The organism is Levilactobacillus namurensis (assembly GCF_032197885.1).
GTDB lineage: Bacteria > Bacillota > Bacilli > Lactobacillales > Lactobacillaceae > Levilactobacillus > Levilactobacillus namurensis_A.
Genome location: NZ_CP134159.1, coordinates 2,372,747 through 2,388,522, shown reverse-complemented (window position 1 = coordinate 2,388,522; position 15,776 = coordinate 2,372,747). Strand labels below are relative to the sequence as shown.

14 protein-coding genes are annotated in these 15,776 nt (G+C 53.7%); 10 read left to right on the top strand and 4 right to left on the bottom strand.

The features are described from left to right. Positions 1–129: 129 nt before the first annotated feature. The 7 genes from RIN67_RS11415 (at position 130) to RIN67_RS11385 (ending at position 6,949) form a co-directional block, all read left to right on the top strand. Positions 130–1,419 (top strand): PTS transporter subunit EIIC, encoded by a 1,290-nt coding sequence (locus RIN67_RS11415; protein WP_265000061.1) that lies wholly within the window; start codon positions 130–132, stop codon positions 1,417–1,419. Further along, entirely contained in the window at positions 1,409–2,299 is an 891-nt protein-coding gene (locus RIN67_RS11410) for an alpha/beta hydrolase (RefSeq protein WP_265000060.1), read from the top strand. The genes RIN67_RS11415 and RIN67_RS11410 overlap by 11 nt, the downstream gene beginning before the upstream one ends. A 24-nt stretch (positions 2,300–2,323) precedes the next feature. After that, positions 2,324–3,181: a LysR family transcriptional regulator gene (locus RIN67_RS11405; RefSeq protein WP_107739634.1), complete on the top strand. Its 858-nt coding sequence runs from the start codon at positions 2,324–2,326 to the stop codon at positions 3,179–3,181. A 331-nt stretch (positions 3,182–3,512) separates the two neighbouring features. Further along, on the top strand, positions 3,513–4,364 hold the full coding sequence (locus RIN67_RS11400; protein WP_265000059.1) for a sulfite exporter TauE/SafE family protein: 852 nt from the start codon (positions 3,513–3,515) through the stop codon (positions 4,362–4,364). Continuing rightward, positions 4,361–4,738, top strand: coding sequence for a DUF1634 domain-containing protein (locus RIN67_RS11395; RefSeq protein ID WP_265000058.1), 378 nt, complete (start codon positions 4,361–4,363; stop codon positions 4,736–4,738). Before RIN67_RS11400 ends, RIN67_RS11395 begins: the two co-directional genes overlap by 4 nt. A 283-nt stretch (positions 4,739–5,021) precedes the next feature. Beyond that, positions 5,022–6,239 (top strand): MFS transporter, encoded by a 1,218-nt coding sequence (locus RIN67_RS11390; protein WP_265000057.1) that lies wholly within the window; start codon positions 5,022–5,024, stop codon positions 6,237–6,239. Between the two features lie 11 nt (positions 6,240–6,250). Then, on the top strand, positions 6,251–6,949 hold the full coding sequence (locus RIN67_RS11385) for a GTP pyrophosphokinase (RefSeq protein WP_265000056.1): 699 nt from the start codon (positions 6,251–6,253) through the stop codon (positions 6,947–6,949). 111 nt (positions 6,950–7,060) lie between these two features. Here the strand turns inward: RIN67_RS11385 and RIN67_RS11380 are convergent, their stop codons facing one another. From RIN67_RS11380 to RIN67_RS11370, 3 genes are all read right to left on the bottom strand, one after another. Beyond that, the gene (locus tag RIN67_RS11380; protein ID WP_035181568.1) at positions 7,061–8,332 is read right to left on the bottom strand and encodes an ISL3 family transposase; all 1,272 of its coding nucleotides are present in this window, start codon (positions 8,330–8,332) and stop codon (positions 7,061–7,063) included. Positions 8,333–8,499: 167 nt separating this feature from the next. Continuing rightward, positions 8,500–9,414, bottom strand: coding sequence for an AEC family transporter (locus RIN67_RS11375; protein ID WP_265000055.1), 915 nt, complete (start codon positions 9,412–9,414; stop codon positions 8,500–8,502). A 755-nt stretch (positions 9,415–10,169) separates the two neighbouring features. Continuing rightward, a complete protein-coding gene (locus RIN67_RS11370; protein ID WP_024747488.1) occupies positions 10,170–10,367 on the bottom strand; it encodes a YjzD family protein in 198 nt (65 codons plus the stop codon). A 255-nt stretch (positions 10,368–10,622) separates the two neighbouring features. On the opposite strand from RIN67_RS11370, the gene RIN67_RS11365 reads away from it, so the two are divergent. The 3 genes from RIN67_RS11365 to RIN67_RS11355 all read left to right on the top strand — a co-directional run bounded on the left by RIN67_RS11365 (position 10,623) and on the right by RIN67_RS11355 (position 12,678). Continuing rightward, positions 10,623–11,828 (top strand): cation:proton antiporter, encoded by a 1,206-nt coding sequence (locus tag RIN67_RS11365; protein WP_265000054.1) that lies wholly within the window; start codon positions 10,623–10,625, stop codon positions 11,826–11,828. A 141-nt stretch (positions 11,829–11,969) separates the two neighbouring features. Next, the gene (locus RIN67_RS11360; RefSeq protein WP_024747490.1) at positions 11,970–12,161 is read left to right on the top strand and encodes a hypothetical protein; all 192 of its coding nucleotides are present in this window, start codon (positions 11,970–11,972) and stop codon (positions 12,159–12,161) included. Between the two features lie 145 nt (positions 12,162–12,306). Further along, positions 12,307–12,678 (top strand): hypothetical protein, encoded by a 372-nt coding sequence (locus tag RIN67_RS11355; RefSeq protein ID WP_024747491.1) that lies wholly within the window; start codon positions 12,307–12,309, stop codon positions 12,676–12,678. A 152-nt stretch (positions 12,679–12,830) separates the two neighbouring features. Here RIN67_RS11355 and RIN67_RS11350 read toward each other — a convergent pair whose 3' ends face one another. Next, positions 12,831–15,557 carry a YfhO family protein gene (locus RIN67_RS11350; protein WP_265000053.1) on the bottom strand — a complete coding sequence of 909 codons (2,727 nt, stop codon included), beginning with the start codon at positions 15,555–15,557 and terminating at the stop codon, positions 12,831–12,833. Positions 15,558–15,776: the final 219 nt, after the last annotated feature.

Below are 15,776 nucleotides of genomic sequence, written 5' to 3'. Positions count from 1 at the left end.
AGAAGCCGTGGAGTTGGTTTTTCACAAGCTAAACGGGACTTGAAAACGGGGTAAGGTGCGTGGGCGTTTCAGGCGGTGCGTGCGCTGATTTCGGGGAAAGTTTTCCCCAATGATGAAGGGGCAACGACGATGCAAAGATTATGGCGGTTCAATCAGCGAGTTGGCAAGTGGCGGGCGATGCGGGTGATTCAACAGGCCCTGACGGTCGTCTACCCGTTTATTTTAATCATGACCCTGATTAGTGCCATTGGCCAGAGTTGTTTGGCCCCCAATGGCTTTTTCTTTCATATCTATCATATCGGACAGTGGCTGCCGGGGCTGACACTGTGGCGCCAGGCCTTTCAGGTCATGGGGCTGGTAGTGAATAACGTGGTTGCGGTGATGATGACCTTCGCCATGGGGTACTTCTTAGCTAAAACCTATCGCCGTAACGAACTTGCCGTGGGCCTGTTGAGTGCGCTGGCCTTCTTGACCCTGAACGTGAATTATGAGGTGATCGACCAAGTCAAGCGAGGTGGCAGTCAATTCGTTGAAAACAACTTAGGCCCCCAAGGCATCTTCTTAGGGATCGTGGTGGGGCTAGTGGTCGGCTGGTTCGCCAGTTGGTTCTTACAAAAGCTGGCGCACTGGCGCTGGTTCACGCGCTTGACCCTGACCGGGCGGGTGGCGTGGCTACTGGTGATCATCATGGCGGTCATGGTCCTGGTCGGCTATGGGATGAGTTGGTTGACCACGGGCGGCTTAAACGGTCTAGTCTACCAGGTGACCCGCGCCATGATCACCAATCCGGGGCATCACGGTCTGATGATTCTAGCCGTCACGGCGTTAAACAACTTCCTGTGGTGGTTGGGCTTGATTGGTCCCGTGAACCTGGCGGGCAACGCGACCGTGAATTCGTTACAGAACTTGGCCACGGCCGTCCAGCAGGGGTCAGCCTGGAACGTGCCGCATCCCGTGACGCTGCATACGCTGGGGGACGCCTATGCCAACTTCGGTGGGGCGGGGATGACGTTAGCCCTGCTGATTGCCATCTGGATTGGCTCGACTCGCGCCCATGATCGCCACATCGCGGCTCAGACGGCCTTACCGAACCTGGTCAACCTTAACCAGGCGACCTTGTTGGGGTTACCGGTCTTGTATAATCCCATCCTATTGATTCCCTTTATGGTCGCGCCGGCCGTGAACATTGTCCTGGCTTGGTGCGCAATCACTTGGAAGTTGGTTCCGCCCATGGTGTACCCCATGCCTCGGACCACACCGGGGCCGTTGATGGCCTACCTAGGCACCGCCGGGGATTGGCGCGCGTTACTGTTGAGCCTAGTCTGTCTGACCGTCTCAGTCCTGATTTATCTGCCATTTGTGAAGCTCTTGAATCAGCTTCCTGAGCCCACGGAAGAGGGTGAAGACCATGCGGCGTAAGTTTATCGGGTGGGGGCTGGCCGTCGTTGCGGTGTTGGCAATCTTTTTCCCCAGCACGGCTTGGATGCAGACCCGAATCACCCATTATAAGACCAATTACCGGACGCCGTTGAATCCGACCATCCTGGTCCCGGGATCGAGTGCCAGTCAGGACCGGTTCGATACCCTGATTAAGCAGTTACGCCAAGAGACCAAGACGGCGCACAGCGTGTTGAAGGTCAAGGTCGCGACGAACGGAAAACTCTCCTATACCGGGAGTATTCGGCGCAATGACAACCACCCGTTCATCGTGGTGGCCTTTGCGAATAACCGTGACGGCTATACGAACATCAACCAGCAGGCCCGGTGGCTGAACGTGGCCTTTAAAGACCTGGTCAAGACTTACCATTTCAACCACTTCAACGCCTTAGGCCACTCTAACGGGGGCTTGATCTTGAGCCTGTTTTTGGAAAAGTACTTTGACCAATCGCCAACGGTGACCATTGACCGCCTGATGACCATCGCGACCCCCTACAACATGGAATCGGATAGTACCACGACGCGGACCACGATGTTGAACGAACTGGTGGCGGGCCGGCATAAGCTGCCCAAGAAGCTGACGGTCTATTCGGTTGCCGGCACGGAGAACTACTCGAGTGACGGCACCGTCCCGGCCAACAGTGTGAGCCAAGGAAAGTATATCTTTCAGAATCAAGTCGCCCACTACACCCAGATCACGGTGACGGGTGATGATACCACGCACTCGGATCTGCCCCAGAACAAGCAGATTGTCCTACTGATACGGCAGTACCTGCTTCAGGAGACGTTACCCGCCAAAGACCGGGCCGTCAACCAATCACGCTTCACGCAGAGTCAAGCGGGGGAACCCGAGGAGCCTTAACAGAAATAAACGAGGTGACCTTTCGTGAATTTTCGTCAACTAGAATACTTTTTAGCGGTCGCCGACGCGGGTCAGATCACGGCAGCGGCCCAGCAGTTGCATATGGCCCAACCGCCGCTGAGTTATCAATTGAAGCAACTTGAAGCGGAGCTGGGGGTCACGTTGCTGCACCGGACGTCGAGTGGGACCTCCCTGACGCCGGCGGGGGTCCTCTTACGGGACTACGCCCAACAGTTACTCGACCTGCGGGAGCGGGCGGATAGTCAGGTCCGGTCACTGGGCCAGGGCTTGGCGGGGGTATTGTCGGTCGGGGTCATCTCGTCGTCGATTGGTGCGATGCCTAACGCGAAGTTGCGGACGTTAACGCGCCATTACCCCAAGGTCCAGATTCGCCTGTTCGAAGACAACACTTACGGCTTGATCGACCGGTTGGAAAAACACCTGATTGACGTGGCCATCGTCCGAACCCCGTTTACGGCGCCCCGGTTAGCCAGTAAGGACCTCAAGACGGAATCGATGGTTGCGGTGGTCCCCAAGAAGTACGATCATTTTCGGGGCGCCACGTTGCGGGTGGAGGACCTGGCCGACGTGCCGTTGATTATTTATCGACGGTTTGAACACCTTTTTGCCGCGACGTTCGCGCAGAAGGGGATGGCTCCGTTCGTCGCCTGCACCTGCGACGATGCCCGCACTGCAGTTCAGTGGGCCGAGGCCCGGATGGGCGTGGCGGTGGTGCCTCAGTCGGTGGCGGAACAGATCAGTGGTCCGCAAACGAACCTGCGGCCGATTCGGTACCAGCCTTGGCGAACCACGTTGAAGCTGGTCTGGCCGGAGCAGGTAACCCCCGGGCCACTTCTCCAACGGTTCATTGACAGTTATTAAGATACACGAAATACAATTTAGACGAGATTGCCATATTTTTTAAGTATGACAATCTCGTTTTGTTTTGTGGCCGCTTTCATAGTGAGCACGACGGGGATTTTAGCGGGGTGGGAATGGACTGATTCAGGTGGCAGGCCAAAAATGGAACTTTGTTCATTGATAGATAAATTGTAGATATTTATACTAAGAACGTTGACTTATAGGAACTTTTATTTGTGAATAGATATTCAATAGAGCTTCGCTGCACCAAGCCAGTCACTTGCTCTGGTGGCCGGAAAGATAAATAATCGTAAGCGTTGTTTAAAAAAGAAATTGGGGGAATTAAGGACTCATGGTGCAAACTGCTTTAATCATGTTAGGGGTGGGCCTCTTTGCGGGTATCGCGGGCGCCATCCTGGGAATCGGCGGGGGGATGATCATCACGCCAATCTTGACACTGGGCATGGGGTTGAGTATCAAGTACGCCATTGGTGCCAGCATCATCGCCGTCATCGCCACCAGTTCGGGGTCAACGATTGCGTATTTGCGGGATAACGTCTTGAACCTGCGGGTGGCAATGTTTCTCGAAATCGCCACGACCATCGGGGCCATTATCGGGGCCTTAATGACGGGAATCCTGGACCCCAAGTATTTGTATCTCTTATTCGGCTGCTTATTGGTCTTTTCAGCCTGGAACATGGTGCGCAAGTTGCGGCGGGGGCAGGAAGTCTTGAAACGGGTGACGCCCGATAGGATTGCGGCCAAGTTGAAGCTTAACGGCAGCTACTTTGATAAAGCTGAGCTGCGCGACGTTGACTATCAGGTCGAAAACGTCCCCGCGGGCTTTGCCGTGATGTTCGGTGCCGGGGTGGCCAGCGGTCTGTTGGGCATTGGCTCCGGTGCGTTTAAGGTCATGGCCATGGATACCTTCATGAAGATGCCCCTGAAGCCGTCGAGCTCCACGTCGAACCTAATGATGGGGGTCACAGCGGCCGCCAGTGCGACCGTGTACTTCTTCAATGGGTCGATCCTGCCGGGAATTGCGGTACCGATGGCGTTAGGAATCTTGGTCGGCGCCGTAATTGGGTCACGAATCATGCAGGTCCTACCGGCGCGGTGGATTCGAATCGTGTTTATCCCGGTGTTGCTCTACATCGGACTACAGATGGTCTTTAAGGGATTGGGGGTACAGCTCTTCTCATGACAGAAAAACCAACAACGGCCAAGGAAATGGCCCAAGTCGAAACCATCATTGGACGCATCCTCCAGATTGGGGTCATCGTCTCAGCCATCATCATGGCCGTCGGACTGGTCCTGTTCCTGGTGACCGGGCAATCCGGCTACCCGGGAAGTACGGTGCCGACTAGCATGCAGACCATCCTGACGGGAGTCATCCAGTTCCGGCCTTATGCCATCATGATGCTAGGTGTCTACTGCTTGATTCTGACCCCGGTCTTACGGGTGATCGTGTCCATCTATGCCTTTTATCGTGAAAAGGACCGTCTGTACGTCACCATCACGACGGCGGTACTGCTTATCTTAATCGTGGCCTTAGTGATTGGGGTCTACGGAAAGTAAAATCAGCCTTCAAACTGGTGATGCCAGTTGAGGAGGTTGTCCAAGGCCATCATATCATCGGTCGGACTTTGGACAACTTCCTCAGCTGGCATCATTTTGTATAGGGCTTGAATTTAGGACGTTTGGGCAAGGATCAACCTCACGACCCAATTGAGTATCCATCAAGCAACGGCTCCCCAAAGTCACCGCATGACAGATAAGACGCGACTGCCGGCCAGATATGCTAAACTAAAGACTATACAAAGGTAAGTCGCTAGAAATTTAAGAAAGAGGGGATGGCATCGTGGGAAAACGGAAGCCGGAGCAGTGGCGCCGTAATCTTGCCGTGCTATGGTTAGGAACGTTTATTGCGGGCATGGGCTTTAGTGAAATCATGCCGTTTCTTTCCTTATATGTTGATGATTTAGGTACCTTCACTAAGGGGCAGCTGACTTTGTACAGTGGGGTCACGTACGCGGTCACGTTCTTAGTGATTGCGTTGATCTCACCCGTGTGGGGCCGCTTGGCGGACCGGAAAGGCCGGAAGCTGATGCTATTGCGGTCGTCGTTGGGGATGGCCCTAGTGATTGGGCTGATGGGCTTCGTGACCAACGTCTGGCAGTTGATTGGGTTGCGGTTTCTCCAAGGCCTGTTTGCGGGGTACATCCCCAACGCTAGTGCCCTAGTCGCCGCGGAGACCCCGCGGAACAAGAGCGGCAACGCGCTGGGGATTTTAACCACCGGGTACGTCAGCGGGAACCTGATTGGCCCCGTGTTAGGGGGAATCATGGCCCAGGTCTTCTCGATTCGGTGGACCTTTTTATTGACCGGGATTTTTCTGATCATCGTGTTCTTCTTGAGCGCGACGTTGGTCCACGAACACTTCACTCCCGTTACGCGCGCCCAGCAGGCGCAGGGGGGCAGTTGGCGCCAAGCGTTTAAGAATCCCAAGCTGATTATCGTGTTATTGGTCTCGACCATGATTATTCAGATGGGAAACAATTCGATTACGCCCATCATCAGTCTCTACGTGCGGCAGTTGATGCACGGGGTCGGACCAGTGACCGTGGTCGCCGGGATCATCGCCGCGCTTCCCGGATTTTCCACGTTGATTGCGGCGCCAAAGCTGGGGGAGTACGGGGACCGCAAAGGCACGGCCCGGATCTTAGTCTTCGGGTACGTCTTTGCCATCTTGATGTACTTCCCGCAAGGCTTCGTGACCAGCGTATGGTTACTGGGCGTTTTCCGGTTCATGATTGGGATTTCCGATGGCGCGTTGTTCCCGGTAGTCCAGACCATGCTGACCAAGAACTCTCCGCAGGAGCTGACCGGGACTGTCTTTAGTTGGAACCAATCGTTTCAGGCGCTGGGGAGTATGTTTGGCTCCTTGTTTGGGGGGATTATCGCGAACCTCTTCAACTACAGCGGCGTCTTTACGTTTACGGCTTTGACGTTATTGGTAAACTTTTTGTTGCTCTGGTGGCTAGTCCCTGAGATTCGCCACTGGCGGCAACGTGCATAAGGAGGAATAGGATGGTACGTGTACGGTCACAAGATGACTTGCCAGCGAACTTACCGAATAATCCGGCGACCCTGGAAGCCATTGATCAATTTCGACAAATGATGCTGAATTACCGGAGTGCGATGCGGGTACTTCAGACCAAGATCGAGTACCTAGATCAGGAGTATAAGATTCAAAACGGCCACTCACTGGTCGATAGTCTCCAGACCCGCATCAAATCACCGGAAAGCATCGTCGAAAAGGTGCAACGTAAGCACCTGGACTTCAACTTGAATACGCTGCCCCAAGAAATGCACGACATTGCGGGGATCCGGGTCATTGTGCGGTTCGAAGACGACATCACGGCGGTCGAACACCGCTTAGCCAAGCAACCGGACGTCCGTATCTTGAAGCGTAAGGATTACGTGACCCACCCCAAGCCCAACGGTTACCGCAGCCTGCATTTGATTCTAGCGGTACCGGTCTACTTGGCGGCGGGGAAGAAGGAAGTCATCGTGGAGGTCCAGATTCGAACGATTGCCATGAACTTCTGGGCGTCATTGGAGCATGAACTTAATTACAAGAAACAAATCAGTCACCAAGCGGAACTCCGGCAAGAATTATTACGCAAAGCGGACATGGTCCATCAACTGGATCATGATATGAACGCCATCAAGAATCAGATTCGGGCGGAAAGTAACCGGAACGTGAACGATTCGGAGACGGATTGATTCAAGCAATGTGACATGAATACGGCCCAAAATTGTCAAAATACAATTTTGGACCGTATTTTTACGGTTCTTCGTCAACTGTTGTTGGTGAACAAAATATTGGAGTTCTAATCACTTGGTGATTAGAGCTCTTTTTGTATGAACTCGAAAAGCGAACAGCACTCTTAGCCGGAATCTGAAGAAGTTTCGGTAACCAAATCCAGTGCGTTTAATGACTTTAATCTTGTTGTTTGAACCTTCTAAGGGCCCGTTGGTGTAATGGTGAGTAAAGGTATTGCCAATTTCATCATGATGAGTCGCTAGGGTCTGGAGGGTTGCCAACATCTCTTCCGAGCAGCCCTCTAAGTGATGGAATACTTGATTATAGTTGGGCCAATCACGGTTTTTGATGGTTTCACGTAACCGATTCATCACGTTGTAAGTTTGCTTGAGCTCGGGATCAATGTCCAATAAAGCATCAACCACATCAGTGGCAGTCGCTGGATAAGGGAAGTTTGTCCACTTACGGAAAGCTTCGTAGTTGAGGTGATTTTCCGGCGTTAATAATAGTTTCCAATAGCGTTTTAGGGCGTGATACTCGCGTGAGGAAGTCGCCAGGGTTTTCATGAGGCGCACCCGCGTCTTATTAAAAGCTCGATTTAAAGCGTTAACCAAGTGGAACGGATCGATGACAACGATGGCGTTCGGAAAGATCTGCCCCACCAATTTGGGATAGGTATAGTTCATATCGGTGACGATAATTTTCACATTTTCTCGCGCAGCCTGGTCGTAATGCTGGAAATACTTTTGAAGCTGATAAATGGTCCTAAAGGGTAACAGGTCGATCAATTCGTGGGTTTCCGCATCCATAAATTCAAAGCTCATCGCGTCGGTGGCGCTCTTAGTGCTTTTAACTTCGTCCATGAGGAGAACTTTTGGTAAATAGTGCCAGTTGGTTTGAAAGTCCCGTTCAGCGCGCAAGAGCTGCCGACCAACGAATGAATCCGAAGTGGATAACTCATCGGCAATGTGTTTGAGCGAAACCGGTTCGGTCAGTTTTTCTAAGCATTGTTTGCGGGTCGTATTTGAAATCGTGCAGTGTTTCGGCACCGCATTCGTCTGCGCCAGGAAATTGGTATGACAAGCCTTACAGTGAAAGTTTCGCCGATTGAGACACAGGATAACGGTGCTGCCCAATGTTTTTGCGAATCTAATGGTGGTCTTCCGCCAACCATAGCCAATAATTTGGTGATCATTGATAATCCCACAATTGCGGCATGCCTTGGGGGTGTAGTTTAGGGACCCCACCAATCGAATCACTCCATCATCACCCACTTGTCCTTCCTCAATTATTAAGTGTTCATCATCTATTCCTAACAACATTTTCGTAGTATCATTTGACATAGGGCATTTCCTTTCTTGACTTAATTCTGTGGTGGGAGCAAGTTAACGGACGGGAGATGTCCGCTTTTTTATTCTAATGATAAACAAAAAATCTGTCATCAGTAATAGATAAAAATCTATTACCAACAACAGATATTGTAGAACCATTTTTACTAATTCTGGGGAAGTTAATGGGCGCCGAGGGCTACGACTAGGGGAATCGTCACTAGACTGAGCACCGTGGAGAGACTCATGACCGCGATGGCGGGCGCGGCGTCGGCGTGAATCTGCAAGGTGAAGAGCACCACGATGCCGGCGACTGGGCAGGCAATCATGATCAAGGTGGTGGTGTAGGCGACGCCGCTAACGCCCAGGAGGGTGAGCAGTCCCGCACCGATCAAGGGGAACAGTAGGTTGCGTAAGAGGAGCGTGAGTCCCAACCAGGGATTCAACATTTGTCGGCTCAGGTGAATCTGGGCCAGGCTGTTGCCGATAACGATCATCGAGAGCGGCGTATTGACGGGCCCCACGGCTTGGACGATGCGGTTAAGGGTGGTGGGCAGGTGCCAACTGGTCAAGAAGAGGAGGAGCCCCACCGCGATAGCGATGATGTTGGGATTTAGCAGTACTTGACGCACCTGGTGGCTAGTCTGGCTGTGGAACAGGCGAACGCCCAGGGTCCAGCTGAAGAGGTTGAATCCGGCTAACGCCACGACGGCGTAGAAGACCCCGGTACTGCCGAACAGGGCACTGATTAGGGGAATCCCCATGAATCCAGCGTTAGAGTAGATGCTGCCGTACTGGGTAATTCGGCGGAGGTTGGGGTCTTTGAGGTGGCCGAAGATGGCCCAAGCCAGGCCGGTGACCACTAAGTACCAGAGCAAGGTCGCCAGTGCGGCTAGGAGAAATTGGCGCATCCGGGACCCGGAGAAGGGTTGCTCGAAAGCGTTGACGATGAGGCAGGGGGAGACCACGTAGAGGAGGATGTTGGTCAGGTCGTTGGCGGTCTGGGCGTGCATCAAGTGGCACTTATTGATCAGGACCCCAATCAACATGAGGCCGAACATCAGGATAATTTGGGCGGTAAGTTGCGTAAGTTGCATGGTAAACGATACTTCTCTCTGTATGGGTTTGTGAAACGTTGGCGGTCATGGCCGCCTTACCGGACGCCCGGACAGGGCTGGAACGCCGTCTATCCGCGTCGTGCTAGTTAGGATTAAGCTGGTCGCCCTCCGGCGCTCAGAAGCTGGAACGCTTGCGGGCACGATTTTGAACTTCGCCAAGACCGCGAATTTCAAAACTCGGCCTGATGGTAAGCCAGCAAAAGACGCTGACTAACCATCATTTCGCTAGCTGAGCTTCTGCTCGCCTCCGGGCTGTCAACTAGCGAACGATCTAACGCTAAAGTTACTGGCAACCATCAGCTAACCAAACAGTCCTCGACCGTTACTATTCGTAATTCTAGGTGATTCCAACAACCGATTGGGGACTATTTAAAGACTAATTGGCAGATTGATTATCACTCAAAACTTAAAGAACTTTCAGGATAGCCAACTATCTTTAGGTTTACACGATTGTGAGCCGTGAGGGTGCCCAGACAGGGCTCAGCCGTGAAATTTGACTTGGGGAGCGTTCTTGGCTGCCCTAGTCAAAGGCCCAGCTTCGAGACCGCTCTTTGGCTCGAAGTGGTGCCCACGGCGTTCCAGCCCTGTCTGGGCACCCGGTAAGGCGGATGCTATGGATGAAGTGACATAGGGATACTTTCACCAAAAAAGCACGGTCGGCTCGCGGGGAGTCAATCGTGCTTTTGGTCGGCGCATTAGTTGCCTAATGGCGAAAGCTCGTCGGTTAGTAGGCCTTAGTTTTTCTTCGCGTTACTATCACGCGACAATAAGGTAACCCCATTGACCGCGATAAAGGCGACAATTGCCATGGTGATGCCTAGTTGCATCGGCCGATAGGTCATTTGTTCCAATGACTCACCGATGTAGCCAATGACTTCACCGAAGATAACTGCCCAAAAAATTACTACTAGATTTGATTCTAGCCACTTCATCTGCTGTCACCTCACAATCGTTAATCGTTCTTAGTTTAACACGATTGCCCGGTGGCGGGTAGTGTCGTTTACCTTAGAAGGGTAAATTTCTCGACGAGGGTCGTTGGTTGTGTTGGCCGGGTAAGTTCGGTATAATGAGTTGCAATTGAACAAAATCGGGTTGAAGCGACTGCTTTCAAGAATGTGACTTTCCTTGGGTTGGGGAGGTATAGAGGTGAAGTGGGCGCTTTTTTTGTGCGCCAAAGGGGGAATTTGATGGAATTATTACGAGATTTAACGTTGATTTTACTGGCCACCACGATTGTGGGCCACTATAGTACGCGGATTGGGATTCCGGCCGTGATTGGCCAATTATTGGTCGGTGTCGTGATGGGACCGGCGATGCTGGGCTGGTTGAAGCTGACGGAGAACCTGGACAGCTTTGCCCAAATCGGCGTGATTATTTTAATGTTTATTGCGGGGCTGGAAAGTGATCTGCAATTATTGAAACGGTATTTGAAGCCCAGCGTGTTAGTGGCCATTCTAGGGGTCATCGTTCCGGTGGTGGGGTCCTACCTAGTGGCCATCAGCTACCACTTACCGCAGACGGAGAGCCTGTTTATCAGCGTCATCTTCGCGGCGACCTCGGTGTCGATTTCTGTAGAAGTCTTAAAGGAAATGAACGCGCTGAGTAGCCGGGAAGGGACCACGATTCTGGGCGCGGCGGTGGTCGACGACGTGTTAGCCGTCATCATCTTAAGTGTCCTGGTCTCGACTACGGGGACCGCCGTTGATGGGCACGCGTCCGGCAACCTGTTGGTCACCACCTTACTGCAAGTGGTCTACTTTGTGGCCATCTACTTCGTGGTGCGCTGGTTGGCGCCGTACATGGCTAAGATTGGGGACCGGTTGATGATCCCCATGGGGGCAACGTTGATGGCTATGATCCTGTGTTTCGGGATGGCGTACGTTGCCGAAGTCGTGGGCTTGAGCGACGTGGTGGGGGCCTTCTTCGCCGGTATCGCCATCTCACAGACGTCCGCGCGGTCCGTGGTCGATCGGCATATTGAACCGGTGGGCTACGCGGTCTTCATCCCCGTCTTCTTCGTCAGCATCGGCTTGAATATGGACTTTAGCGGAATCGGCAAGCAGTTAGGGTTCATCCTGATCTTGACGGTCGTCGCTGTGTTGACCAAGCTGATTGGGGCCGGTGGTGGCGCCAAGCTGGCGGGCTTTTCCTGGCACAGTTCCCTGGCTGTCGGCGCCGGGATGGTCTCCCGGGGGGAAATGGCGTTGATCATTGCCCAGATCGGGTTTGCGGCTAAGTTGATGTCAACGGCCCGTTACTCCGCCATTGTGACGGCCATCGTCTTGGCAACACTCTTGGCACCGTTCCTGTTGCGATTGGCGATGAACCGGGTGACCCAAGGCCAGCCGGACCGGTCGAAAGTGCGGCCGGTCGAAGAAGAACCGCACGCATAAAGGTTCTCCTAGCGGGTCACGATTTTGAGCATCGCCTAGTCATTGCGCACAGTCTCCCTGGAGGAACGTGGTAAACTGGTCCTGTAAAGCAGGCGACTAGGTTCGTTGGGAAAGTTTCGTGACGAATAGGGGAGATTGGCGATGCAAATTGGCTTTAACCATCATTTCTATCGACACTGGCCGTTTTGGATTGGCATCGGGTTCTTGCTCGGAGACGCCGGACTGAGATTGTTTGGCCTAGTCTGGCGTGATCCATTAGGGGTGAGCATCGGCCTGATGTGGCTCTTCATTGGGATCTTCATGGGTCCGGGGGGCCGTCCGGCTAAACGATAGGGGTAGACGAATCGATTAAGTTGCGTTAGAATTCAATTTCTAGCGCTTTTTTTGTTTAGTCAATTTGCGTGTCAACTAGGCAGAATGCGCAGGGTTACCGTCCCAGATTAGGTATGGTGAACGTAACACATGGGGAGGTGGCTTAATGTCAAAATTGTACTATGCGGTACCCGTCTTGGGCCTAGTCGCAGCGTTCTTAGCGTTGGTCTTGGTCGGAATGGTACCCAACCAACTGACGGGGATCAGCGCCGTCACGTTCCGGACGATTTCGGTCTTAGGATTCGGTACGGCGACCTGGATGATCGCCCTGACGACCTTTTTCCCCAACCGTTTCGGGCTCTACGCCAACACGTTATTGTTGATCGTGTTAGTCTCGCTAATGGCCATCTTTGGCCAGCATGCGGTGACGCGGCTGGGGTTAGAAGCTTTCGGAAGCTTGATTGCGACCAACATCTTATTGATTCTTTGGTTGCACCAGCGGCTACCAGAAAGTGTGGATGAGAAGGATTACCACTGACCAGGTCCTTGCGTGGTCAGTTGCCAACTAGCGGGCGCCCCCGTTGGTTGGCTTTTTTAGTTGGGTGGCGTTAGGGCCACCCGCTAAGGGCTTAGTGGACAGAAAATGGCCGCCAGAAATTTTCTGGCGGCCATTTGAGGATGTCTTAAATTTTAAGCGTTGTGGCGGCGACTATGCTTGGTTTCGAGTGGTCGGAGCCATTCGCCGGTGAACCAGAGGACCCCGAAGAGGACTAAGCAGGCCAGACTGATGATGGCGCCCGTCCGTAGATCGGGGGTTCGGTAACGCAAGACCACGTGGTTCTGACCGTTCTTGAGGGGCACGCCAATCATCCCCTTGTAGTTTTTGACCACGGGAATCAGTGATTGGGCGTGCATCGCGGAGGTGATGGTCACGGGCTTGCCGTTGACCGTCGCTGACCAACCCGGTGTATCCGGAATGGCTACGTACAGGAGGTTGCGTTCAGGTGTTCCCTGCACGTCTCCAGAGAGCCGTGAGACCTGGTTATCCGCCCGGAAGTGTAGCGATTGCTGACGCAACTGCCGGGTGAACTGGCGGTAGAGCCGTTGGTTGAGTGACACGAACTGGTTGTGGTACCCCTCGGTAGGCTTGTTGGTCACGTAACTGACGGTGAGCACCGTCCCCCGCTGGTGTTGTCCCAGGTTGATCACGTAGCGGAGTCCGTCCGCGTTGGTCAGCGGCTTGGCTTTCTTCCCGTTGACCCGGAGACTGGAATAGATGATGTTGTTGTCAGGAGAATAGCCGTGAAGCAAGCCGGTTGCGTTGACCCGGAGTTTGACCGTCTGTAAGTAGCGGTCGCCGTCGTGTCTTAGGGTCCGGAACTTACCGGGGATGTTGACCATGTCATGCGCGGTCGCCCGTCGCGTGGACACGTCTAAGACGCTAGTGGGCGCCAAGGTGTTTTGGGGTGCGCCAAGGGCCCGTAAGACCTTCTCCTGGTTATAGAGCGCCTGTTGGTCGTTCAACTGGACCTTAGCCAACTTGGCGGGCACGGCGAAGCCTAGCCCGGCGTAGGAGGATAGGGGCGTAATCTGTGGGTCCTTGAAGGCGTTGAGCCGGTACTTGACCCCGAGTAAAGTATCGGTCACGTGGGTGTAGCCTTGGGGACTGATGCGTCGGACGTTAGGACTGAAGTACCCCAGGTCGTGCTGGAAGACCCGCGCCTGTTCTATCAGCGTCGAAGAGTAGGAACTGATTCCCGAGTAGTTGAACAGCAGGGGGTCGTTGTAGTGGTTGTACGGACCATCGTAGGCCTTACTGATGGTGGCGTGCAAGAATTCGACCCGGTGCAGGTCACTGGTGGTCTGGGAAGCGTTGACTTTTGCGAGCAGCGCCTTATCTTGGCGGTAGTATTTCTCGAAGGCGGCCTGGTTGCCGAACTCGATCCCGCGGTTCGCGACCAGGTAGTTGCCACCCAGTTCGGTGGCTAGGAGTAAGCCCAGTAAACCGATTCGAAGCGGGCGCCATTCGCTGATGAACAGTAACATGGTGCTCAAGAGTAAGAGTCCTAGTGACAGCCACATCCAGTGGAAGGAGGGCTGACTCTTGAGGTACAGGGTGTTGTTCAGGGTCGCCGCAGCCTTGAAGTACAGCTTAGGGAAGACGTGGGCGGACAGGTAACCGACGATCAGGAGTCCCGCGCCCCAGACCAGGGCTAGGATCTTTTGGGGATCGTTCATCGACTGTGCCGGGTGGGTCTGCCAAGCACGGTAGGCCGTGATCAGCAACAGGAACGTGAAAAAGTAGGCGTTACGGAACGGGAAACCAGCGGGTTGCTGGAACATGTGCCAGGCCGTATTGAACAGGGTCACGAAGAGGCCGAGTCCCATGACAATCAACAGCCACATAGTCCGGTTCTTCTCGACGGCCCGGATACGGGGCGAGACGAAGTAGACGATGACCAGTAGGAACATCAGCGTCCCCATGAAGAGGGTCGGCGCGTGGTACAGGTGGGTGACGTAAGTGCTGCCACCGGGGCCGAATTGGGCCAGGACTTCCGGGCCAAAGAGGGGCGACGGTAGGTAATTCTGGTAGAACACGTCGCTCTTGCCGGTCAGCAACATGCCCAGCGCCGTGGGTAAGAGGACCACAGCGGTCATGCCGCCGGCGAGCAGGGAGCCGATGAAGAACTGCCGAATCGCCGCGGTGTGCATTTTCAGGACACTAAGGAACTTGGTCTTGGTCGGTTGGTGTTCAACAATCAGGTAGATAAAGTAGAGGACCGAGAAGAGGCAAGTCATGTAGCCCATATAGTAGTTCGAAAGAATCGTGGCGGTCAGGCTGACCGTGTAGAGGCCGAAGTGGTGTTGGTCGACCAGCCGGTGCAGGCCTAGCGCCACTAAGGGTAACCAGATCAAAGCGTCTAGCCACATCATGTCGTAGAAGTACATGGCCACGAAGCCACAGAGGCTGAAGGCCGTGGAGAAGAGCAGGAGTGACCAGCCGCTCTTGAGAAAGGCGTGCCGTAAGAAGACCGCCATGGTGAGGCCAATCGTGCTGACTTTCAACAAAATGATCCAGCTCAGGGCCGTGGTGATGCGGGCCGCGGGAAAGAGGAAGACGATCAGGTTGAACGGACTAATCACGTAGTAGGTCAATAACGGGACGATGCCGCTCCCGGTCCCTAATGATAGGGAGAATAGGTGGAACTGCCCGTGGAGAATGGTGGTCCGTAGGTATTCCAAGATGGGAACGTACTGGGCCCCCATGTCACTGAATAGCAGGTTCTTGGGCCCGAATGGGGCTAACTTGAGGTGCCAGAAAGCCAGGCACAGGATGACCAATGGAATTAAGAATGCTCCCCCATATACCCAGCGACTGACGCGTAGTGCCGCTAAAGTATCGCGATGTTGTTTCATTGTTAACAATCCCTCCGTACGAAAAAATGAAAAATAGGTGTCGCCTAGGGCAGTGGCGCTGATGGTTGCTTAACCGCTGGATGCGGTGGCCAGCCAGTGGGGTGACCACGCCTAACGAGACTCCGTGACCCGTTAAGATTGGTGAACCGCCTTAATCGATATCTCCGCTTAATCATACTCGAAATACCGTGATTGATGGTGACCTTTGGTTTGAATTGC

Coding starts and splice junctions, on each gene's coding strand:
- RIN67_RS11415 (WP_265000061.1), top strand. CDS start 130: ATGCAAAGATTATGGCGGTTCAATCAGCGAGTTGGCAAGTGGCGGGCG.
- RIN67_RS11410 (WP_265000060.1), top strand. CDS start 1,409: ATGCGGCGTAAGTTTATCGGGTGGGGGCTGGCCGTCGTTGCGGTGTTG.
- RIN67_RS11400 (WP_265000059.1), top strand. CDS start 3,513: ATGGTGCAAACTGCTTTAATCATGTTAGGGGTGGGCCTCTTTGCGGGT.
- RIN67_RS11395 (WP_265000058.1), top strand. CDS start 4,361: ATGACAGAAAAACCAACAACGGCCAAGGAAATGGCCCAAGTCGAAACC.
- RIN67_RS11385 (WP_265000056.1), top strand. CDS start 6,251: ATGGTACGTGTACGGTCACAAGATGACTTGCCAGCGAACTTACCGAAT.
- RIN67_RS11380 (WP_035181568.1), bottom strand. CDS start 8,332: ATGTCAAATGATACTACGAAAATGTTGTTAGGAATAGATGATGAACAC.
- RIN67_RS11375 (WP_265000055.1), bottom strand. CDS start 9,414: ATGCAACTTACGCAACTTACCGCCCAAATTATCCTGATGTTCGGCCTC.
- RIN67_RS11370 (WP_024747488.1), bottom strand. CDS start 10,367: ATGAAGTGGCTAGAATCAAATCTAGTAGTAATTTTTTGGGCAGTTATC.
- RIN67_RS11365 (WP_265000054.1), top strand. CDS start 10,623: ATGGAATTATTACGAGATTTAACGTTGATTTTACTGGCCACCACGATT.
- RIN67_RS11360 (WP_024747490.1), top strand. CDS start 11,970: ATGCAAATTGGCTTTAACCATCATTTCTATCGACACTGGCCGTTTTGG.
- RIN67_RS11355 (WP_024747491.1), top strand. CDS start 12,307: ATGTCAAAATTGTACTATGCGGTACCCGTCTTGGGCCTAGTCGCAGCG.
- RIN67_RS11350 (WP_265000053.1), bottom strand. CDS start 15,557: ATGAAACAACATCGCGATACTTTAGCGGCACTACGCGTCAGTCGCTGG.